This window comes from Stenotrophomonas sp. YJH_SMC_40, from assembly GCF_059368615.1.
The window spans coordinates 172,594-193,013 of record NZ_JCAFRX010000006.1; the positions used below are offsets into that span (position 1 = coordinate 172,594).

General features: G+C 66.5%; 25 protein-coding genes and 1 riboswitch. Of the genes, 13 read left to right on the forward strand and 12 right to left on the reverse strand.

What is annotated here, in order from left to right:
• Window positions 1-94: 94 nt before the first annotated feature.
• From AC5P6X_RS13335 to pnuC, 3 genes are all read left to right on the forward strand, one after another.
• On the forward strand, window positions 95-1,219 hold the full coding sequence (locus tag AC5P6X_RS13335) for a phosphotransferase enzyme family protein (RefSeq protein WP_049449304.1): 1,125 nt from the start codon (window positions 95-97) through the stop codon (window positions 1,217-1,219).
• A gap of 123 nt (window positions 1,220-1,342) precedes the next feature.
• A riboswitch (TPP riboswitch) is annotated at window positions 1,343-1,438 on the forward strand.
• A 70-nt stretch (window positions 1,439-1,508) separates the two neighbouring features.
• Window positions 1,509-3,698: a TonB-dependent receptor gene (locus AC5P6X_RS13340; protein ID WP_329755839.1), complete on the forward strand. Its 2,190-nt coding sequence runs from the start codon at window positions 1,509-1,511 to the stop codon at window positions 3,696-3,698.
• 8 nt (window positions 3,699-3,706) lie between these two features.
• The gene (pnuC, locus tag AC5P6X_RS13345) at window positions 3,707-4,276 is read left to right on the forward strand and encodes a nicotinamide riboside transporter PnuC (protein ID WP_049449555.1); all 570 of its coding nucleotides are present in this window, start codon (window positions 3,707-3,709) and stop codon (window positions 4,274-4,276) included.
• Between the two features lie 104 nt (window positions 4,277-4,380).
• Here pnuC and AC5P6X_RS13350 read toward each other — a convergent pair whose 3' ends face one another.
• From AC5P6X_RS13350 to AC5P6X_RS13370, 5 genes are all read right to left on the reverse strand, one after another.
• Complete coding sequence (locus AC5P6X_RS13350) at window positions 4,381-4,797, reverse strand: hypothetical protein (RefSeq protein WP_329755838.1); 417 nt, start codon at window positions 4,795-4,797, stop codon at window positions 4,381-4,383.
• An 84-nt stretch (window positions 4,798-4,881) separates the two neighbouring features.
• Window positions 4,882-5,856, reverse strand: a complete 975-nt coding sequence (locus AC5P6X_RS13355; RefSeq protein WP_024957753.1) for a Dyp-type peroxidase — start codon at window positions 5,854-5,856, stop codon at window positions 4,882-4,884.
• Window positions 5,857-5,979: 123 nt separating this feature from the next.
• On the reverse strand, window positions 5,980-6,348 hold the full coding sequence (locus AC5P6X_RS13360) for a VOC family protein (protein WP_049449296.1): 369 nt from the start codon (window positions 6,346-6,348) through the stop codon (window positions 5,980-5,982).
• Window positions 6,349-6,415: 67 nt separating this feature from the next.
• Window positions 6,416-7,183 carry a helix-turn-helix transcriptional regulator gene (locus AC5P6X_RS13365; protein ID WP_329755836.1) on the reverse strand — a complete coding sequence of 256 codons (768 nt, stop codon included), beginning with the start codon at window positions 7,181-7,183 and terminating at the stop codon, window positions 6,416-6,418.
• A gap of 123 nt (window positions 7,184-7,306) precedes the next feature.
• Window positions 7,307-7,882 (reverse strand): OmpO family porin, encoded by a 576-nt coding sequence (locus AC5P6X_RS13370; protein ID WP_005411880.1) that lies wholly within the window; start codon window positions 7,880-7,882, stop codon window positions 7,307-7,309.
• A gap of 206 nt (window positions 7,883-8,088) precedes the next feature.
• Between AC5P6X_RS13370 and AC5P6X_RS13375 the strand changes: the two genes are divergently transcribed.
• From AC5P6X_RS13375 to AC5P6X_RS13385, 3 genes are all read left to right on the forward strand, one after another.
• On the forward strand, window positions 8,089-9,039 hold the full coding sequence (locus tag AC5P6X_RS13375; RefSeq protein WP_088435799.1) for a DUF2268 domain-containing putative Zn-dependent protease: 951 nt from the start codon (window positions 8,089-8,091) through the stop codon (window positions 9,037-9,039).
• Window positions 9,040-9,253: 214 nt separating this feature from the next.
• Entirely contained in the window at window positions 9,254-9,526 is a 273-nt protein-coding gene (locus AC5P6X_RS13380; protein ID WP_005407606.1) for a hypothetical protein, read from the forward strand.
• Between the two features lie 157 nt (window positions 9,527-9,683).
• Window positions 9,684-10,376 (forward strand): L,D-transpeptidase family protein, encoded by a 693-nt coding sequence (locus AC5P6X_RS13385; RefSeq protein WP_049402849.1) that lies wholly within the window; start codon window positions 9,684-9,686, stop codon window positions 10,374-10,376.
• A 34-nt stretch (window positions 10,377-10,410) separates the two neighbouring features.
• Here AC5P6X_RS13385 and arsH read toward each other — a convergent pair whose 3' ends face one another.
• Window positions 10,411-11,139, reverse strand: coding sequence for an arsenical resistance protein ArsH (arsH, locus tag AC5P6X_RS13390; RefSeq protein ID WP_049402850.1), 729 nt, complete (start codon window positions 11,137-11,139; stop codon window positions 10,411-10,413).
• Between the two features lie 17 nt (window positions 11,140-11,156).
• On the opposite strand from arsH, the gene AC5P6X_RS13395 reads away from it, so the two are divergent.
• The 4 genes from AC5P6X_RS13395 to AC5P6X_RS13410 all read left to right on the forward strand — a co-directional run bounded on the left by AC5P6X_RS13395 (window position 11,157) and on the right by AC5P6X_RS13410 (window position 13,932).
• A complete protein-coding gene (locus AC5P6X_RS13395; protein ID WP_024957759.1) occupies window positions 11,157-11,486 on the forward strand; it encodes an ArsR/SmtB family transcription factor in 330 nt (109 codons plus the stop codon).
• A 37-nt stretch (window positions 11,487-11,523) separates the two neighbouring features.
• Window positions 11,524-12,027, forward strand: a complete 504-nt coding sequence (locus tag AC5P6X_RS13400) for an arsenate reductase ArsC (RefSeq protein ID WP_329755835.1) — start codon at window positions 11,524-11,526, stop codon at window positions 12,025-12,027.
• Window positions 12,028-12,035: 8 nt separating this feature from the next.
• Window positions 12,036-13,067: an ACR3 family arsenite efflux transporter gene (arsB, locus tag AC5P6X_RS13405; RefSeq protein ID WP_329755833.1), complete on the forward strand. Its 1,032-nt coding sequence runs from the start codon at window positions 12,036-12,038 to the stop codon at window positions 13,065-13,067.
• 490 nt (window positions 13,068-13,557) lie between these two features.
• Window positions 13,558-13,932 carry a hypothetical protein gene (locus AC5P6X_RS13410; RefSeq protein ID WP_081113750.1) on the forward strand — a complete coding sequence of 125 codons (375 nt, stop codon included), beginning with the start codon at window positions 13,558-13,560 and terminating at the stop codon, window positions 13,930-13,932.
• Between the two features lie 60 nt (window positions 13,933-13,992).
• Here AC5P6X_RS13410 and AC5P6X_RS13415 read toward each other — a convergent pair whose 3' ends face one another.
• The gene (locus tag AC5P6X_RS13415; protein ID WP_049449282.1) at window positions 13,993-14,667 is read right to left on the reverse strand and encodes an Ivy family c-type lysozyme inhibitor; all 675 of its coding nucleotides are present in this window, start codon (window positions 14,665-14,667) and stop codon (window positions 13,993-13,995) included.
• 136 nt (window positions 14,668-14,803) lie between these two features.
• Between AC5P6X_RS13415 and AC5P6X_RS13420 the strand changes: the two genes are divergently transcribed.
• Window positions 14,804-15,259 (forward strand): YybH family protein, encoded by a 456-nt coding sequence (locus tag AC5P6X_RS13420; RefSeq protein WP_049449279.1) that lies wholly within the window; start codon window positions 14,804-14,806, stop codon window positions 15,257-15,259.
• A 149-nt stretch (window positions 15,260-15,408) separates the two neighbouring features.
• Here AC5P6X_RS13420 and AC5P6X_RS13425 read toward each other — a convergent pair whose 3' ends face one another.
• The 5 genes from AC5P6X_RS13425 to AC5P6X_RS13445 form a co-directional block, all read right to left on the reverse strand.
• Window positions 15,409-16,434 carry an NAD(P)H-dependent glycerol-3-phosphate dehydrogenase gene (locus tag AC5P6X_RS13425; RefSeq protein WP_005407597.1) on the reverse strand — a complete coding sequence of 342 codons (1,026 nt, stop codon included), beginning with the start codon at window positions 16,432-16,434 and terminating at the stop codon, window positions 15,409-15,411.
• A gap of 20 nt (window positions 16,435-16,454) precedes the next feature.
• Window positions 16,455-16,973: a protein-export chaperone SecB gene (gene secB / locus AC5P6X_RS13430; RefSeq protein WP_005407596.1), complete on the reverse strand. Its 519-nt coding sequence runs from the start codon at window positions 16,971-16,973 to the stop codon at window positions 16,455-16,457.
• A 99-nt stretch (window positions 16,974-17,072) separates the two neighbouring features.
• Window positions 17,073-17,510: a rhodanese-like domain-containing protein gene (locus AC5P6X_RS13435; RefSeq protein ID WP_005411869.1), complete on the reverse strand. Its 438-nt coding sequence runs from the start codon at window positions 17,508-17,510 to the stop codon at window positions 17,073-17,075.
• A 57-nt stretch (window positions 17,511-17,567) separates the two neighbouring features.
• Window positions 17,568-17,993 (reverse strand): hypothetical protein, encoded by a 426-nt coding sequence (locus tag AC5P6X_RS13440; protein WP_005407594.1) that lies wholly within the window; start codon window positions 17,991-17,993, stop codon window positions 17,568-17,570.
• Between the two features lie 32 nt (window positions 17,994-18,025).
• Window positions 18,026-18,493 (reverse strand): YiiD C-terminal domain-containing protein, encoded by a 468-nt coding sequence (locus AC5P6X_RS13445; protein ID WP_005407593.1) that lies wholly within the window; start codon window positions 18,491-18,493, stop codon window positions 18,026-18,028.
• A gap of 35 nt (window positions 18,494-18,528) precedes the next feature.
• Between AC5P6X_RS13445 and AC5P6X_RS13450 the strand changes: the two genes are divergently transcribed.
• Together AC5P6X_RS13450 and AC5P6X_RS13455 are read left to right on the forward strand one after the other, a co-directional pair.
• Complete coding sequence (locus tag AC5P6X_RS13450; protein WP_108269931.1) at window positions 18,529-19,338, forward strand: uroporphyrinogen-III synthase; 810 nt, start codon at window positions 18,529-18,531, stop codon at window positions 19,336-19,338.
• A gap of 104 nt (window positions 19,339-19,442) precedes the next feature.
• A complete protein-coding gene (locus tag AC5P6X_RS13455) occupies window positions 19,443-20,420 on the forward strand; it encodes a uroporphyrinogen-III C-methyltransferase (RefSeq protein WP_049449273.1) in 978 nt (325 codons plus the stop codon).

Sequence of the window (20,420 nt, forward strand, 5' to 3'; positions counted from 1 at the left end):
ACGGGCGGGTCGATGACCCGCCCGTTTGCGTTGGCCGCGTGCATGGCGTTGAATGCGCAGCCTTGGATGTGACTTTCCCCACTGGGGCTGCGGCATGACTTCTTCCTCCCACCGCGTGCAGGGCCTCAACAACGACGAGGTCGCTGCCGACTGGCCACCGATCAGCGCGGCGGACATCGCGTGGCTGCGCCAGCGCTACCCGCAGCTGCACATCGGCAGCGAACCGCGCTGGCACAGCCCGCGGCCGCTGTCGGCTGCCGCCATCGTCAACGGCGCGAACGGCGCGGTGTTCGTCAAGCGCCATCACCACAGCGTGCGCAGTGCGGCCTGCCTGGAAGAAGAGCACCACTTCATCGCCCATCTCGCCGCAGCGGGCGTACCGGTGGTGCAGGTGCTGCCAGCGGCCGATGGCCACACTGCGGCCGAACATGGCGAATGGACGTTCGAGCTGCATGCGATCGGCGTCGGCGAGGACCTGTACCGCGACGCCGTGTCGTGGTCGCTGCTGACCGATGTCGCGCAGGCCCGCGAAGCCGGGCGCACACTCGCGCAGCTGCACCGGGCCGCCGCCAGCTACCACGCGCCCCAACGCAGCACCCATGTGCTGGTCGCGCGCGACGATCTGATCCGTGCCGACGATCCGATCGCGGCCATCAAGGCAGAGCTGCACGAGCGTCCCGGGCTGGCCCGCTATCTCGCGCGCATTCCATGGGAAGCGCAGCTGCAGCGCGACGTGCTGCCGTGGCATGCCGGCCTGGCCGAGCGCCTGCGCGATGAGCCACGATTGTGGGCGCACAACGACTGGCACGTTTCCAACCTGCTGTGGCGCGATGGGCAGATCAGTACCGTGCTGGATTTTGGCCTGGCCTCGCCCACCAGTGCGCTGTTCGACCTCGCCACGGCGATCGAGCGCAACGCGGTGGCGTGGCTGGAACTGGAGCGCGGCATGGAGGCGGTGCGCATCGATATCGCGCTGGCCCTGCTCGACGGCTACCGCCAGGTGCTGCCGCTGTCGGCGGCACGCGTGCACCTGCTGGCCGACCTGCTGCCGATGGTCCATTTCGACTTCGCACTGTCCGAAGTGGAGTACTTCGAAGGCGTCACCGGCTCGACCGCCAATGCCGACGTCGCGTGGCAGCCCTTCATGCTGGGGCATCCGGCGTGGTTCCACAGCGCGCCGGGACAGGCACTGCTGCAGGCGCTGCACGCGGCGGCGTGACCCGGTTGGCGCACCATTGGGATCAGGTCCCTTTCCTGCGGAAAGGGATCTGACCCCGCAGCCTGGACCCCGCAGCCTGAAGGACGCCGGCTCGCAAATCCGTACCATTTGTAGTGAAATGGTCACCTGAAGCGGGGGTGCCTGGATCTGCCAGGCTGAGAGAGTCCCTTGGAACCTGATCCGGTTTGCACCGGCGTAGGGAGCTTTGAGCCGCAGCCACACCCCCATCATGGGCCGGTGCACCTGCGCGCCGTCGCTTCGTCTCCCTTGTTGTCCGAAGACGAACCGAATGAACCGCTGCCTGCGCCCCACCCTGCTCTCCCTCGCCCTCTGCGCTGCGCTGCCACTGCACGCCAGCGAGGCCGATGCGTCCCCTGATGCGGCTGCCACCGGCGCCGAGCGCTCGCCCACCGAACTGGCGGCGGTACGCGTGCAGGCCGGCAAACCGAAGGCCGATACCTCATGCGTGAACGCCTTCGGTGGCGGCAGCTGGAAGGACACGCCGGCCTCGGTGAACGTGCTTGAGCGCGATTACCTGGACCGTCGCCAGGTGCGTTCGCTGTCCGAGCTGGCCAGCAACGATGCCTCGCTGGGTGATGCGTATGCGCCGGTGGGTTACTACCAGAACATCGCCATCCGTGGCTTCGCCCTGGACGCCGCCACCGGCTACCGCTTCAACGGCCTGTCCATCGCCGGCGAACAGCGCCTGGCGCTGGAGAACGTGCAGTCGGTGGAGATCCTCAAGGGTGAAGCCGGCCTGGCCGCAGGCGTGATGGCGCCGGGCGGCATCATCAACTACATCGGCAAGCGCCCGGCCGAAGTGCGCACCGCCACGCTCGGTACCGATTCGGAAGGCTCGCGCTACGTCGCCGTCGATGTCGGCCACTGGATCACCCCGCGTTTCGGCCTGCGCCTGAATGCCGCATGGGATTCCAGCAACTCCTATGTCGAGCACGCCGACGGTCGCCGCAACTTCTACTCGCTGGCCGCCGACTGGCTGATTGGCGAACGCGGCAAGCTGGAAGTGGATGCCAACTACCAGACCAGCTCGCAGCGTTCGGTGTCCGGCTACCAACTGCTGGGCGCACGCGACCTGCCGCGTGGCGTCGACCGCGAACACCTGCTGGGTTACCAGCCGTGGCAGCGCCCGGTGGATATCGCCAGCACCAACATCACCGCGCTGCATACCTACGACTTCAACGAGGCCTGGCAGTCGCGCATCTCGGTCGGCCACAGCCGTTCGGTGATCGATGACAACGTCGCCTTCGCCTACGGCTGCTACTACGCCGTGCTGTGCGCCGATGGCAGCGTGCCAGGCAACTACTTCGCGCCCAACGGCGACTATGACGTCTACGACTACCGCAGCCCGGACGACACCCGCCGCAACCAGCAGGCCCGTGCGGAGCTGCGTGGCCGCTTCGAGACCGGCAGCGTCGGCCATGAGCTGACCGTCGGTGCCGACTACTTCCGGCGCACCGTGGACAAGCGCCCGAGCGTCAACGAGTACGTCGGCACCACCAACATCCACGAAGCACCGGTGCCGGTATTCGCGCCGTCGCCGAAGATGCCGGGACCGTCCGCACGGCGCCTGGACAGCCGCCAGACCGCGTTCTTCGCGCTGGACCGGATGAGCTTCGGCGATGACTGGCAGTGGCTGGCCGGTGGCCGCTTCGTGCGCCTCGATGAGCGCGCCTACGACAAGCGTGGCACCCCGCAGCGGCACAGCCGCCTGTCGCGCTTCCTGCCGCAGACTGCGGTGGTGTGGAAGGCCACCGACCAGCTCAATGCCTATGCCAGCTACGTGCGCGGCATTTCGCTGGGCCAGGAAGCGCCGTTCTGGACCAGCAACGCCGACACCTTCCTGCCGTCCGTGCAGTCGCGGCAGCTGGAAGTGGGCGTGAAGTACGTGCCGGTCGAAGCGCTGACCCTGGGCGCGGCCGTGTTCCGCATTTCGCAGCCGTACCAGTACGCCAGGCCGGACAGCAGCGACGTCGGCTACACCTTCGTCGAGGAAGGCACGCAGACCCACACCGGCCTGGAGCTGACCGCCAACGGCCAGCTGACCGATGCGCTGCAGATCGTGGCCAGCGCCAGCGTGCTGCAGGCGCGCGCGCGCGACACCGGCACGCCGGCGTATGAAGGCCATCAGCTGGTGAACGTGCCGAAGGTGCGCGCCAGCGTGCACCTGGCCTATGCGCTGCCGTTCGTGCAAGGCCTGGACGTGACCGGCGGCTGGCGCTATGCCGGTGCCAACGTGGCGCGCGCCGACGGTGGCGTGCGCGCACCCGACTATTCAGTGTTCGACGCTGGCCTGCGTTTCCAGCATCGCCTGCGCGAGCGCGCAGTGACCTGGAACCTGTCGGTGGACAACGTGTTCAACCGCTTCTACTGGCGCGATACCGGCAGCAGCGGCGGTGACTACTACCTGTTCCCCGGCGCACCGCGACAGGCCCGCCTGTCGGTGACGTTCGCGCTGTGAGCGGCGTGATGCTCGAGTGGACCGCCGCACTGTGCAGCATCCTCGGCGTCTGGCTGATGGCCCGGCGCCGGCTGGCGGCGTGGCCGGTGGGCCTGCTGTCGGTGGCGCTGTATGGCCTGGTGTTCGCCGAGGCCAAGCTGTACTCGGACACCCTGCTGCAGGTCGCCTTCGGTGGTTTCCTGGTCTATGGCTGGCTCAACTGGCGACAGCATGCCGCCGATGAGGGCAGCATCCGCATCGTGCCGCTGGCACGCGGCACGCTGCTGCGCGACCTGGCCATCGGCCTGTGCGGTGGCGTGGCGCTGGGTGCAGCCATGCACAGCTTCACCGACGCTGCCCTGCCGTGGTTGGATGCGCTGCTGACCGGTCTGAGCCTGGTCGGGCAATGGTGGCAGGCCCGCCGCCACGTGGCCTGCTGGTGGGTGTGGATCGCAGTGGACGTGGTCTATGTGGGTGCGTACCTGTTCAAGTCGCTGCACGTGACCGCCGCGCTCTACGTGTTCTTCCTCGGCCTGGCCGTGTTCGGCCTGCGCGCATGGAGCGCCGCCGCTCGCGAGCCACAGGTGGCAACCCGGTAGAGCCACGCCATGCGTGGCTGGGCCACCGGTAGTCGCCAACCTTGGTTGGCGTGCGTGCCGACCAAGGTCGGCATCTACCCAGAACATCCACGCATGGCGTGGATCTACTGGGTAAGCACCAAACCCAGCCGCAGCGGCTGGCGCATGTCGGCCGGTGGCGCGGTCTGCAGGGGTGCACTCTGCAGGGTCGCGCGCAGGTCGGCGTCGACCTGGGCATCGCCCAGGCTGTCGAATTCCAGCTTCGAGATGCGGCCATCCGCCGCGATCCACACGCTCACCGGTAGCGGCGTCGGTGCGTCCGGATGTGCCTGCAGCCATTCCAGCACGCGCTGCGCCTGCGGGTCCTGCTCCTGCTGCAGGCGCTGCTGCAGCTGCCCCCCCACGGCGGCGGCATAGGCCATCCAGTGCGCAGGGGCTTCCTGTGCGGACACTGCGGCACTCCCCAGTGCCAGCGCACCGAACAACGCGGCCAGTGGCCGCCACCAGCGGCGTGCACCGGTTGTGTTTCTTGCCATCGCCATCGCCCGCCCCTGCGCTCTCATCCAACGGCTGATGGTCGGCGCGGTAGATGACAGGCAGATGGCGGCCGCTGCTACCCGGCGCGATCAGTCGCCCAGGTCGGCCAGCACCTTGCGCGAGGGCGCGAAGAAGGTCACGCCGGTGGTGGCGGTGGAGAAATCAAGGATGCGGTCATGCAGCGGTGCGGGATTACCGATGAACATGCGCTCGAGCATCTTCTCGATCACCCACAGGCGGCGCGTGTAGCCGATGAAGTAGGTGCCGTACTCGCCGCGACCCGGGTTGGCGAACGGCATGTTGTCGCGCAGGATCTCGTGCTCGCCGTCGGCATCCTCGATGGTGCACAGCGTCTTGTGCGACTTCTGCGCATCGGCCGGCGCATCGTCCAGCTCGATGTTGTCGTGCTTGGTGCGGCCGATGATCGCTTCCTGCGCTTCGGTCTTCTGCGCGCGCCAGGCATCGAGGTTGTGCAGGTACTTCTGCACCACCACGTAACTGCCGCCGGCATGCTCCGGGTCTTCCTCGCCCACGATGGTGGCTTCCGGCAGTGACAGCCCTTCCGGGTTGGCGGTGCCGTCAACGAAATCGAGCAGGTCGCGGCCATCGAAATAGCGGAAGCCGGCCACGTCATCGACCGTCTCCACCGCATCGCCAAAGGCCATCAGCAGGTTGCGCTCGAACGCCACGATCAGATCCATCGTGCGTGCACGGATGTGGTACAGCAGGTCGCCCGGCGTGGACACAGCGGTATGGGTCGCGCCCTTGATCTCGCGGAACGGCTGCAACTCGCGCGGCGGCGTGGTGCCCACCAGCGGCTTCCACACGCGGTGGCCGATGGCCACGTTGCAGGTGAAGGTGCGTTCGATCTCGCGGATGGCGGTGTTCTTGATCAGGTCGTCGGTGCTGGCCAGCACCTCGCGTGCCTTGGCGATCGACGCCTCGTCATCCTTCACCTTCAGCACCAGAAACGCCGCCGAATGGGTCAGTGGCGCGGTGATCTGCTGCGGCTCGTTGTCGAGCGTGTGGTTGACGGCGGTGATCGGTGCGGGCTGGGAGTTCACGGCGGTTCCTGCTGGCTTGAGGCGGACGCATCGCGTGTGGCGATGTGCGGGCGATCATAGCGGAACCGCCTGACCGGGGACGGAGCGGTTCTCGTTCCGTCCACCGGCGAAGCTACGAAGGCCTCAATCCACATCACTCCAGACCGCCAGTTCGTAGCCATCCAGATCGCGGAAGTGGAAGCGGCGACCACCCGGGAAGGCGAACACCGCCTGCACCACCTCGCCACCGGCGGCGATCACGCGTTGCTGTGCATCGGCCAGGTCCGCGCAGTAGAGGATCACCAGCGGCCCCCCGTGGGCACGCACCGGCGCGTCGGCCACGAAGCCACCTTTCAGACGGCCGTCGTCGAACTCGGTGTAGGCCGTGCCGTAGTCCGTGAAATGCCAGCCGAACACCTCGCCGTAGAAGCGCTTGCTACGGGCGATGTCGGCGACGTTGAGTTCGATGTTGTCGATGCGGCGTTCGGCATCGTGGGGCGCGGCAGGATTCATGGCGTGGCTCCGTGGTGGGAGCCCAGCATCGATCAATGCAGCACAGTGGTCTTGAACAAAACGGCCATCATTGTCCCCACTCCAGGCGCAGCTCGCTGGCGGTCATGCCCGCCAATTCACGCGCCTCGCGGCTGAGATGGGCCTGGTCGGCATAGCCGGCATCAGCGGCCAGCATCGCCAACGAATGCAGTGGCAGCGCGCGACTCTGGCGCAGGAAACGTTGCAGCCGCAGGATCCGCTCCAGCGTCTTGGCGCCGTAGCCGAACTGCGACTGGCTGAAACGCCGCAAGCTGCGCGGGCTCAGGCCCAAGTGCGCCGCCAGCGTATCCAGCGTGGCATTACCCGCGGCGAGCGCCTGGAACAGGACATGGGCGCGCTGCGCCGGCGTATCGAGCGCGGCCGCACCCATGTGCTGTTGCAGGCAGTTCGCCATTCGCTGCAGGCGCTGTGCAGGCGCGGTGTCGCCGATGGAGGCCGCCGCCTTGTTCACCCACGCGCCCTTCAGGTCGGCCAGTGGCACGGCCTGGCCGATGATCGCGGCCAAGGGCAGGCCCAGCGCGGCCAATGCCTGGCCGGGACGGAAGCGTGCGCCCAGCACCTGCGCACCGGGTGCCAGCGCCGGGTGCGCGGCCACGCGGTCCGGGCCGACGACGAACAGCGCACCGTCGCGCCAGAGGATATCCACGCAGCCATCGGGCAATACGGTGATGTGCCCATCGGCATCGGCAGGAAGCTGGCTCTGCCACAGCTGGCCAAAGTGGCCGCGCAGCGGCGCAGGCGCCAGATGCTCCTGGTAGGTCGTGCCGGTGCCTGCAAGAGAGGAAGGGTCGCCCATGCCGCATTGTGGCGCCACGGGGCCCATAAAAGTGAAGCCCGGCGCGAGGCCGGGCTTCGGTTGGCGTGTGGGAGAGAGAGAGAGTCACACGCCAGCACAACACGCACTAACGACAGGCGTTTGTTACCAGGTGAAGCGCGGGCCCACGAACCACTCGCGGTCGCCGGCCTTGGCCAGCTTCACTTCGCCACTCAGGCCCCAGTTCTGGTTGAACTTGGCGGTGGCGCCGACACGGCCATAGAACTCGCCGTCCGGGTTGATGCCGTGCTTCTTGGTGTAGTCCTCGTAGCCGGCCATCACGTAGCCTTCCACGTACGGGTTGAACGCGGTGCGCACGCCAACTTCGGTCGAGTAGCCGTTGAAGTCCAGGCCATGCTTCATGTCGAACTTCTGGTACGCAACGCGAGCCACCAGGTCGGTGTTCGGTGCGATGCCGTAGTTGTAGCCGGCGCCGATGCGCCACTGGTCGACGTCATTCTTGAACTTGTCGGTCTCCTGCGCGCTGTAGTCGCCGAAGATGTGGAAGTTCGGGTGCACCGCCACGGAACCCTTCACCTTCCAGCCGTCGGCGTCGCCGCCCTTGGCATCGGTGTTCACGTAGCCGCCTTCAACGTAGTTGTACGACAGGCCATCGGTTGCCGATGCAGCGAACGGCAGAGCAGCCAGAAGACCCAGGGCGAGCAGCGAATTCTTGTTCATCGGGACACACCTTTAATTATTTTGGTTTCGTCGGCCGCCTCCCGGGAGGGGGAGAGAGAAGAGGCGGTCGACAGGTGTGAATTATCCGTTAGGGGGTCTAATCAACCCTGAATATTGAACTGACTGGTGTATAAATAAGGCTGGCGTTCAGGGAACTCCGCATGGGACCGCTGTCGGCTTCTTGCGCGCACCACGCTCGATGCTTGATGCGGGCTCTGATCCTGATCGCCTCGCCGGTTGTGCTACTGCAGGCACAGGCCGCTGAGCGCATCGTTTCTGCCAGGCACATCGTCGTACAGACAGACGATGTCACGCGCTTCTTCAAGGTGCTGGACGCCAACCAAGGGCGCCCAAGCGCCGATGATCTGCAACACGGCTATCTGGATGCGGGTACGGATGCCCTGCGCAGCTTCACCGACCGCCGTATCGGCTCGATGGAGCGGCTGGCCAGGGCCATCCAGGACAAGCCGGCATTGTTTGCGAAAGCGAGAACCTGCGCGACCGCATTGCCATCGATCCGCACGCGCGTCGCCGCTGCCGTCGATCGACTTGGCGCCCTGTTGCCGTCTGCGCGCTTTCCCCCGGTCACCGTACTGGTGGGCCGCGGCAACAGTGGTGGCGTGACTACCGAAGCAGGTGTGGTCATCGGACTGGAAGCACTGTGCAACGCCGACTGGATGCAGACCGACGTAGGTGACCGCTTCGTGCATCTGATCGCGCATGAGTATGTGCACGTGCAACAGCCCGGTGCACGCGTGGACATCGAGCAGCCCACCCTGCTCTATCAGACCCTGCTGGAAGGGGGCGCCGAATACGTGGCCGAACGGATCTCCGGGCAACCGGCCAACGCGCATCTGCAGCGTTGGACGCAGGGTCGCGAGTGTGCGCTGGAGCGTGCGTTCCTGCAGGACAGCATGGGTACCGATCTTTCAAGGTGGCTGTACAACGGTCCCGGCGACGATACGCGCCGCGGAGATCTCGGCTACTGGATCGGCTATCGCATCGCCCATGCCTATGTTGCGCGCGCGGCCGACACGCGCAGCGGCGTCGCCGAACTGCTGGATGTCCAGCCCGGGAACGCTGCGGCGCTGCTGGAAGCAAGTGGATGGCAACCTGCGTGCGGAGTAGGCGAAAGCACGCAGACGCGCATGCCGTGATGCCGGCTTCATGCAGGTGAATGGGTAACGTTTAACAGGCACAAGGCGCTTCGCCGATGCAGATCAGTTCGCTTGATCCCGCTTGTTAAGGTTTGTTGATCTACAGGCCTTCACAGCCCATCCACGTACTCAAATTCCAGCTGAAAGCACGGGCTAGCGCCGGGAACAAACGCCGCTATATTCCAGCTTCCCCAGACGAAGGAGGGAGTTGGAAATGAAACTGACCAAGCAGCACATCAACGCAGCACGCGCCATCACCGTCGCCATCGTGGCCACCGTAAGCCTCGGCGCTTGCGCCACCTACAAGGACGAGTTCGCAACCATCAACTCGCGCCTCGATCAGCTCGACGTAAAGGTGCAGGGCGCTGCCCAGAGTGCCGAGTCCGCCAACCAGTCGGCGCAGCAGGCCAACCAGCGTCTGGACCAGATCGAAGGCCGCGTACAGCAGCTTGAAAGGGCACCGGCCGGTCGCAAGCCGCGCGGCTGATAGCTCCCTCATCCTTTGAATTGATCCACCTCTGTATCGGGAACCAGTGGCCTTCGCCGGCCACTGGCATCCTTCCACCCAGGATTGCATTGCAAGGAGCCGTCCCATTCGTACCTCCTCCTCCCCTGCACGCCGCGTCCTCCATGCCGCACTGGCGATGGCACTGGCCGTTGCGTGCAGCGGCGCAGCCAGCGCCAAGGGCAAGGACAAGGAAGCGCCTGAACAGCGAATTGCTGCCGTTGATGAACTTCCACCCGACCAGAGCGTGTCCGAAACAGTGATCGAGCTGGCCGGCTGGGTGGTTGCCAGCAAGGACAACCAGGGCTACCCGTTCGCAATCATGGACAAGGCCGCCGCGCAGGTCCTGATCTTCGGCGGCGACGGTAAGCTGCGCGGCGCGGCACCGGCGCTGTTCGGTTCGGCCATCGGTGATCACTCGGCCCCTGGTGTTGCCAAGCTCGCACTGAGCGCGATTCCCGGCCATGACCGCACCACCCCTGCCGGCCGTTTCATTGGTGGCTACGGCCCCTCCGACGATGCCGGGCGCGTGCTGTGGGTGGACTACGATTCCGCCGTCTCGATGCACCCGCTGCCGCCAGGCACCCCGAAAGAGAAACGCGCCCAACGGCTGGCAACGCCGACGCCGGACGACAACCGCGTCACCCACGGCTGCATCAACGTCTCGCCCGCGTTCTACGAGCAGATCGTGCAGTCCACGTTCGAGAAGGGCGGTGTGTTCTACATCCTGCCGGACAAGGATTCGATCGCGAAGACGTTCCCGGAGTTCGCGCAGAGCCGTGGCGATGCGAAGGACGAAGACGAGAAAGGCGCGCGGCGCGCAAGCAAGTAGAAGTGGGTAGTGGAAAGCGTTTGCGTACTGGAAGTCAGGAAGCCGCAGCGCCCGCCGCCCGCGCCAATGCAGCGGCATGCGCATCGCCCTTCCTCTCGCTGTAACGGTCCACCAGGTAGTCCGTCCTGCCACGCGTCAGCAGCGTGAACTTCACCAGCTCTTCCATCACATCCACCACCCGATCGTAGTACGGCGAGGGTTTCATCCGGCCGTCGTCATCGAATTCCTGCCAGGCCTTGGCCACTGACGACTGGTTGGGGATGGTCAGCATGCGCATCCAACGGCCGAGCACGCGCAACGTGTTGACCGTATTGAACGACTGCGAGCCGCCACTCACCTGCAGCAGCGCCAGCGTCCTGCCCTGCGTGGGCCGCACGCTGCCATCTTCCAGCGGCAACCAGTCGATCTGGTTCTTGAACACGCCGGTGACCGTGCCATGCCGCTCGGGGCTGACCCAGACCTGGCCTTCCGACCACTGCGACCATTCGCGCAGTCGCTGCACTTCAGGGTGGTGCGGGTGCACGCTGTCCAGCATGGGCAGCGCATGCGGATCGAACACGCGGGTCTCGCACCCCAGGTGACGCAGCAATCGCTCGGCTTCCAGCGCCAGCTTGCGACTGAACGACTGCGGCCGAAGCGAGCCGTAGAGCAGGAGGATGCGTGGCGGTCCCGGATCTGCCGCAGCGAGCTGGTGGTGATCGGGCTGGGGCAGCGAGGCGTCTACCAGATTCGGTAGATGGGGGCTTGTGATGGGCTTATTCATTCGATTATTCTAGAAATATGGAAACGTTGAATGCAATTGCTGCCCTGACTGCTCTGGGCCATGCCACCCGCCTGGCTGCCTTCCGCCTGCTGGTGGAGGCTGGCCCGGCAGGTCGCATGGCGGGCGACATCGCCACGGCCCTGCAGGTGCCCCCAGCCACGCTCAGCTTCCACCTGAAGGAGCTGGTGCAGGCCGGCCTGGTGGAGAGCGAAAGCCAGGGTCGCCATGTCTGCTACCGCGCCAACTTCGATGCGATGAACGGCTTGATCGAGTACCTGACGCACAACTGCTGCGCGGGCTCGCCAACCGAGCAATGCATGCCCACGGCGCCCGCCTGCAAGGGCTGACCCCACACAGATCCTCTCCTCTCAAGGCAATTGCTCCATGACCCGCAATGTCCTGTTCCTCTGCACCGGCAACAGCGCCCGCAGCGTGCTTGCCGAAGCCACCCTGCGTGCATGGGGCGGCGATCGCTTCAGCGCATTCAGTGCGGGCAGCCAGCCCAATGGCCAGATCAACCCCTTCGCGCTGGCCCAGTTGCAGGCCGAAGGAATGCCCATTGAAGGGCTGCGCAGCAAGTCGTGGGATGAGTTCGTGGATGCAGCACCGATGGCTCTGGTGATCACCGTGTGTGATGCAGCCGCAGCGGAAGCCTGCCCTGTGGTGTTCGGTGACTTCGTCCGCAGCCACTGGGGCCTGCCCGATCCGGCGGCCGTGGCAGGCAGCGATGCCGACAAGGCCGCAGCCTTCGCGCTGGCCCATGCCATCGTGAAGGCGCGGCTGCGTGCGCTGCTCACACTGCCTGCATCATTGTGGTCCGACCGCGAGACGCTGCAGCAAACGCTGGATCGGATCGGACAGCTGCCGCCAACTGATCGCATGCCGTGACTTCCCGCATGAATCTGTTCGAGCGCTACCTGACGCTCTGGGTCGGGCTTTGTATTGCGGTCGGCACGCTGCTGGGCCACTTCCTACCCGCTGCTTTCGCGGAGTTGGCCTCGGCCGAAATCGCCAAGGTCAATCTGCCGGTTGCCGCCCTGATCTGGTTGATGATCATCCCGATGCTGCTGAAGGTCGACTTCAGCGCAATGCGCCAGTTGCAGCAGCACTGGAAGGGCATCGGGGTGACACTGTTCATCAACTGGGCGGTCAAGCCGTTTTCGATGGCGCTGCTGGGCTGGCTGTTCCTGCGCCATGCCTTCGCGGACTGGTTGCCGGCGGGGCAGATCGACAGCTACGTCGCCGGGTTGATCCTGCTGGCAGCCGCGCCCTGCACTGCCATGGTGTTCGTCTGGAGCAACCTGTGCCGCGGCGATGCCAACTTCACCCTGAGCCAAGTGGCGTTGAACGACGCGATCATGGTGGTCGCATACGCACCGGTGGTGGCGCTGTTGCTGGGCCTGTCAGCGATCACTGTGCCGTGGGACACGCTGCTGTTGTCGGTGGGTCTCTACATTGTGGTGCCCGTGCTGGTGGCCGCCCTGCTGCGGCACTGGATCCTTTCGCGCAGCGGCGAGGCGGGCCTGCAGCGTGCGCTTCGAAGGCTGGGACCGCTGTCCCTGTCAGCGCTGCTGCTGACGCTGGTGGTGCTGTTCGGGTTCCAGGGCCAGCAGATCGTGAAGCAACCGCTGGTGATTGCACTGATTGCAGTGCCGATCCTAATCCAGGTCTACTTCACTTCAGGCCTGGCCTACCTGCTCAACCGCCGCTTGGGCGTGGCGCATTGCGTGGCCGGCCCTTCAGCGCTGATTGGCGCCAGCAACTTCTTCGAACTGGCTGTGGCCACAGCGGTGGGACTGTTCGGCGTGCACTCGGGAGCGGCGCTGGCCACCGTGGTGGGTGTGCTGATCGAGGTGCCGGTCATGCTGTCCGTGGTGCGGATCGTGAACCGTACTCAAGCCTGGTACGAGAGACGCGAAGAGCACTGACACACCGGAGTGCGCCGAAGTCGATTTACGTTCTTCGCCCCGCACTGTCGTCATCGGCCTGGTGGAGTGCCCGTACGCCACGTCATCAACTTCGACCCATGTCGCATATTCCCCATGCCGCTACGGACGTTGCGGCGCCTGCGTCTGCGACGGCTTAACAGCATGCAAAAATGCCAAAAGCGTCTTTGATCCAGCGTTGAATGCAACTCTTCTGATTGGCGTTGCGCAGCGACGGCGGTACAGATGGTGGGCCGCCGGAAAATGGGTGGCCGGGCCTCGAAAACCCGTTAGATCACGAACGTTGTTTGCGCTTGCCAGCCGGCGTCACCCCGCGTGGCGCCGGCTGGCATTCCGTCTGCCGGCTATGGCGGGCGGAGCGTGGAGGCCTTGCGCCTGCCGGTCTTGTTCGTGATCTCCCGGTTTTCGAGCCACGTCTCCGCCCGCCACCTCTATGTGGCGGTTACCGTCTGTCCTGCACGGAGCCCTTGCCATGAGCACACCCGAATCCTCCCGCCTGCGCGCGCAGTACGTGCCCGCCAACGCGGACGCGCCCTCGGAAGCACTGCACCCGCACGATCCGCACGGTTTCATCGCCACGCTCGACCGCATCGGCAAGGGCGCCGCCGCCGACGGCCAGCCCTGGCCGGAACGTCATCAGATGCCCGGCCGCCGCATGGCCTTGGCCGACGCGGATTGCGCATTGACCGGCCTGCGAGTGGCGCTGGAAATGCTGCTGGCTGCCGAGCGCGTGCGCCAGAACGGACCCGACGAGGAGTACGTGGGCGACCGTGTGATGGAGGGCCTGATGATGGTCAGTCTGTCGCTGACAGCACAGGTCAGCGCACGCATGCGGCCGGAAGGGTGATACGGGGAACAACGCTCACTGCAACGCCGGGCACGGCCCGGCGCTGCGGCGCGCGCCACATCACTCGCAGAGTGCGCTGTCTTCCTTCAACGCGGCATCCTGCAGTGGCTGGCGCTGTTCGATCTGCGCACGTTGTTCCGCCGTCGGCTCGCCCAGCCACCATACACGGCAGCGCGCGGTAAGACGGCCAACCATCTTCGACTGATCGGGCGAATACAACATCGCCAACGCCGTGCCGGGGCAGTCGTGGGCCTGGCAGGCGGTGTAGAACCACCACGGCTCACCCTGCAGCACTACCAGTTCGCCAGGACCGCTGGGCCCGCTCAACAGGCGTTCGCGCAGCGATGGAATCTCCTTGTCAGCGGATTCGGCTGCGGCCGTGTTCTTCATCAGGGCGTTGAACGCGGCCAGCACCTTCGGATCCTTGCGGCCGCAGTCGTCCACGGTATTGCCGCCCACCAGGGTGAAGAAATGCGTCGCCAGCGGGTTGTCCGCGCAGGTGAGTTCCCCGCCGGCGCTCGGGTCTTCCGGTTCGCCTTCGTTGTCCCACACCGAGGGGTCCACACCGTTTTCGGCGGACGGTTCCTTCTCGACCACCGTCGCCGCGGCGGCCGGTGCTTCGGTGGTCGGTGCCGGCGCCACAGCAGGTGCAGTCTCGCCAGTCTTCTCCGGTGCCTGTCCGCAGGCTGCCAGCAGCGCGGCCATCATCGCCATCCCTGTGATTCGCATCTTCATTCCGTGTCCTTGTCTGATCTGCGCTGCATCCACCAAATCGGCGGCCGCATGATTCTAACCAGCGGCGCGCTAGGATGCGTCTGAAGCCTTCCCATCATCTCCAGGGCCTGGACGCATGCGCCGCACACGACTCGCCATGATCTTCTGCAGTGCCCTGCTGATGGCATCGCCGGCAATTGCCCACGATGCAGAAGGCGCGAAGCCCGCACAGCCGCTTCCCGATATCGCGCTGCCCGCATCGCTGGACCGTGTACTGCGCGACTACGAGCAGGCGTGGCGCACGGGTGATGCCAAGGCACTGGCTGCGCTGTTCGCCGAGGATGGTTTTGTGCTGCAGAGCAACCAGCCGCCGGTGCGCGGCCGCAGCGCAATCGAGGCCGCATATGGCGGCCAGGGCAGCAGTCCGTTGCGGCTGCGTGCGTTGGCGTATGCGGTGGAGGGGAATACGGGCTACATCATTGGTGCGTACAGCTACGGCAACAACGTGGGCGATACCGGCAAGTTCACGCTCACGTTGAAGCGCGTGAGTGATGGGCCGTGGTTGATCTTTTCGGACATGGATAACACCAGCGCGCCGCCACGGGCGCGGTGATCGGCGTTGCAGTAGATCCACGCCATGCGTGGATATGCAGCGCGCATGATGCCAAGCAAGCTTGGCACCCACCAAAGCCTGTCTCCCGTCCGGCACCCGCGTGTACTCCCTGATGAAAAAACCCCGGCACTGGGCCGGGGTTTTTCGATTCACTTGAACAGCGTGTCCGGATACTCCGGTTTCTGTTCCCGCGCCAGCAATGCGCGCAGGCCTTCTTCCGGCGTCTGCTCGCCATGCAGCACGGCACGCACGCGGTCGGAGATCGGCAGGTCGATGCCATGGCGGCGCGCCTGTCGCATCACTTCGTCGGCGGTCTGCACCGATTCGACCACCTGGCCGATTTCGCGCACGGCATCCTGCAGCGTCTGGCCACGGCCCAGGGCCAGGCCCAGCCGGCGGTTGCGCGACAGGTCGCCGGTGCAGGTCAGCACCAGATCGCCCAGGCCCGCCAGGCCCATCAGCGTTTCCGGCTTGGCACCGATGGCAGCGGCCAGGCGCAGCATCTCGTTGAGGCCACGGGTGATCAGGCCGGCACGGGCGTTGAGGCCCAACTGCATGCCATCGGCCACGCCGGTGGCCACGGCCAGCACGTTCTTCATCGCGCCGCCCAGCTCGGCACCGACCATGTCGTCGCCGGTATAGGCGCGGAACGCCGGGCCATGCATCGCCTCGGCCACCGTCTGCGCGAACTCGGGCACGTCGCCGTGCACGGTGATCGCGGTCGGCAGGCCCTGGGTGACTTCCTTGGCGAACGACGGCCCGGTGACGACGGCCAGCGGCACGTCCTCACCCAGCACTTCGCGCGCCACTTCATGCAGGAAGCGGCCCGAACCGGGTTCGAAGCCCTTGGTGGCCCAGGCCACGCCGGCACCGGCAGGACGCAGCGGCGCCAGCGCACGCACGGTTTCGCCGAAGGCATGCGAGGGGGTCACCACCAGGATCCAGGCCGCGCCCTCCACCGCCGACGCCAGGTCGGTGGTGGCACGCAGGCTGTCCGGCAGCGGGATGCCCGGCAGGTAACGCGGGTTCTCGTGGCGCTGGTCGATGGCTTCGACCACGGCAGCATCGCGCCCCCACAGCACGGTCGGATGACCGTGCCGTGCGAGCAGGCTGGCCAGCGCGGTTCCCCAGGAACCGGCGCCAAGCACGGCGATCTTGTCAGCGGTAGTGCTCATCCGTGACGTCGCGGCAGGAATCAGGCGTTGCCAGCCGGCTCGGAGTCAGCCAGCGACGGTGCGTCGCCCTGCTCCTGGCGCTGGCGCAGGGTTTCTGCGTACAGGCCTTCGAAGTTGATCGGCTGCAGGAAGAACGGCGGGAAGCCGCCGGCCTGGATCAGGTCGCTGATCAGCTGGCGCACGTACGGGAACAGGATGTTCGGGCACTGGGTGCCGAGCAGCACGTCGATCGACTGCGGGTCCAGGCCGACCAGGCCGAACACGCCGGCCTGCTTCACTTCGGCCACGTAGGCGGTGCGCTCACCGGCCTGGCAGGTCAGGGTCACGGCCAGGACCACTTCGAAGGCGTTCTCACCCAGGCGCTGCACCTGCTGGTTCAGGTTCAGCTGCAGCTCCGGCTGCACCTGGTCATTGAAGATGGTCGGAGCGTTCGGCGACTCGAAGGAGACGTCCTTGACGTAGATCTTCTCGACGGTGAAAGCGGGGCCGGTGGCGGCATCGACCGGCGCAGCAGCGCCGTTGGTGATCTCTTCGGACATTTCCAGTAACTCCAATGAATGCAATGAAAACGATGGTCGAATTACTGCGATGGGGGCGGGATCAGGCCCATACAAGGCCGGATCCGCCACCTGCGGCAATCAGTTGCGGCCCTTGACCAGCGGCAGCTCGGCCTGCTGCCAGGCGGGAATGCCGCCGTCGAGCACGTAAACCTTCTCGAAGCCGGCCTTCTTCAGCGCCTTGGCGGCGGTTTCCGAAGCGTTGCCGCTGCGGCACACCAGCACCACCGGCGACTGCTTGGCGTTGGCCACCAGCTTGTGGTCCGGGCCGAAGGCACTGGCCTGGGCGTTGCGGCTGCCGGCAATGTGGCCCTTCTCGAAGTCACCGCTGGCCGACAGGTCGACCACCACCGTGCCGCCCGCGTTCATCAGCTGGGTCAGTTCGGCGGGCTTGATGCCCTTGAAGCCCCGGAACAGGCGGCGGATCTCGGTGACGATGATGGCCACGGTCAGGCCGACCAGGGCCGCGGACAGCATCGGGTTTCGGCCTGCAAAGGCCAGCAACTCTTCGTAATTCACTCAGGTCACGGGTCGATTAAGCGGGCGCCGATTGTCGCACAAGCCGGACGCGGCCCGTCACTGCCCCTTCCACAGGTCCGGCAGGCCGGCGGTCTGCCACCAGCGCTTGGCCTCCGGATCCCAGCGCCAGCGCTCGACCACCATCACGGTGCGTTCGGCCTGCGTGTTCTGGTTGATCACCCCGATTTCGACCCGGCGCTCGACCAGGCCGCCTTCCAGCGCCGCGCTGCTGCGCTCGCGGTAGGACGACACGCGCAGCTGCGCGTAGCGGTTGAGCTCGAACTCGGTGGGCGGCTTTTCCTTGCGCAGCTTGGGGTCCAGATAGCCGATGGCATCGTCCATGCTGCCCCAGCGGATGGTGGCGCCGTAGGCGATCTGGGTCTCTTCCAGCAGCTTGCGCTGCTTGCGGCTCAGGTCGTCGGCCGAAGCCACGGCGCTGACCAGCAGCAGGGAACACATCAGGAACTGGATGAGGCGGCGCATCGGTGGTTTCCCCAGAACGTCAGCCTGCCATCCTACCCTTTGGCGAAGGCAACAAAGCGACCGCTGAACTCTGCGGCAGGCTTGCCATCGGCACCGGGCTGGGTGGCGATGATGCTGATGCGGGCCTTGCGGCGCTGGCGGAAGGTGTTCAGGAAGGCGTCCCAGCCGGTGGCCTCGGCCGCTTCGGCGTGGGCGTGCAGGTCTTCGTAGACCGGGGCCAGGTAGCGCAGGTTGCTGTCGGCCACGTAGACCTCGGCATCGTGGCCGGCCAGGCGCAGGCGCAGGCTGACCAGCGCCCAGCCGGACAGGGTCAGCACCGAGGCCAGGCTGCCACCGAAGGCGTTGCCCTTGTCGTTGACGTTGGCGGCCAGCGGCGCGGTGATGCGCAGCACGCCATCGGCATAGCCGTCGAGCTGGATCTGCATGGCGCGCACCGCCGGCATGCAGTCCAGCACGTCCTGCAGGGCGGCCAGCGAGGAAGTCAGAGCATCAACGGACATCGGAGCAGAGACCACGACAACGAAGGGCCCGCATAATGCAGGCAATGGCCGACCATACGATACCCACTGGCGCCGCCGGTTCCGAGCCGGGCTGGACCTTCATTTCGCTGCGACCGCAGGGCCAGAATTCCGCACTGCGCCGCGCCGTTGCTGGGCTGGGCGGGCATGTGGTGGCCCTGCCACCCTGGCGCCTGCAGCGCTTGAACGGCATGCCAGTGGTGCGTCAGCTGCAACGCGCGCTGAACTGCGATCGGGTGGTGTTCACCAGCCCGGCCGCCGTGACCGCGGCCGCCACCCTGCTGCCACTGGCCGAGGCGCAACGCAGCCCGTGGCTGACCGTGGGCGAAGGCACCGCGCGCGCACTGCGGGCGCAGGGCGTCGGCGAGGTGCATGCACCGCAACGGATGGACAGCGAGGGCCTGCTGGCGCTGCCGGTGCTGGCCGAGGCGCGGGGCCTGCGCATCGGCCTGGTCACCGCGCCCGGCGGACGCGGGCTGATTGCTGCACACCTGCAGGCCGCAGGCGCCACGATCGAACGTGCCGATGTCTACCAGCGCCGCCTGCTGCGCCTGTCGCCCCGCACGCTGGTTCGATTGGCGCATTCAGCGCAGCCGTGGGTGCTGGCGGTGAGCAGTGGCGAAGCGCTGCAGCATTTCTGGCAGCAGCTTCCGCCGGCATTGCAGCAACGCCTGCAGACCCAGGCCACCGTCGTCGTGGCCAGCGAACGGCTGGGCGATCAGGCGCATGCACTGGGGCTGCAGCGCGTGGTGCGCGCGGCCGGGCCCACCACGGCACAGCTGGTGGCCGCTGCACACGCCACGCTCACCGTCCCGGCAGCGACCTGAACAGGGACGTGGGTCACGCTTGCCGCTGTGGTCGGCAACAGTGATGCTGTGCACAACGCGGCCTGCCGGATCCTGACCGGCGACGTTGCCGACAAGGAAGCCCCATGAACGAGACTCCGCCCGTTTCCCCGCCCCGTCGCCCCGCGCGCTGGCTGCTGCCGCTGGCCGGGGTGGTCGTGCTTGGCGTGGGCGGCTATGCCGGCTGGTACGTCTGGCAGCAGCAACAGCACGAACAGGAAGCGCAGGCACAGACCATGGCCGTGCAGCTGCAGGGCCTGGAGGCGACGCTGGATGCACTGCGCCGCGACCAGCGCGCGACCAGCCAGCGCCTGCAGGATGCGGCGACCACCAACCGCGTGCTGCGCGACGAGATGCTGGGCCTTTCGCAGCGCAGTGCGCTGCTGGAAGAGAACCTGGCCAAGCTGGCCGACAGCGCCAACCAGGGCCGCCAGGCGGTACAGCGCGATGAGGCCGAACTGCTGCTGACCCAGGCGGCGCAACGGCTGAATTATGCCGACGACGTGGAAGGCGCGCGCCGCCTGTATGCACAGGCCGCCACCGCGCTGGCCGATCTGCCCGACAGCGATGGCCTGAACCTGCGCCAGGCATTGGTGCAGGAGCGCGATGCACTCGATGCGCTGGGCGCCGGCCCGCGCGTGCAGTCGCTGCAGCGGCTGGATGCCTTGGCCAGGGCACTGCAGGGGCTGCCGTCGCAGGTGACCGGCAACGCTGCGACCGACACCGCAAAACCGTGGTGGCAATCGACGCTGGCCCCGTTCGTGGACATCACCCCGAGCCGCCAGAATGGCCCGCTGACCGCCGCCGAACGTCGCAATGCCGACGACGCCCTGCAGCTGGAACTGACCCTGGCGCGCGCCGCGATCGAACGCGGCGACCGCACGGGCCGCGATACCGCACTGGAACGCGTGGAGCACTGGGCACAGCGGCGCTGGCCGGATTCACCGGCCCTGCGCGCGCAACGTGCTGAACTGAAGGCCTTGCGCGAGCTTCCGCTGCAGGCCAGCAACACCGTGCTTGGCAGCACCCTGCAGCAACTGCGCACCCAGACCGACCGGAGGTAA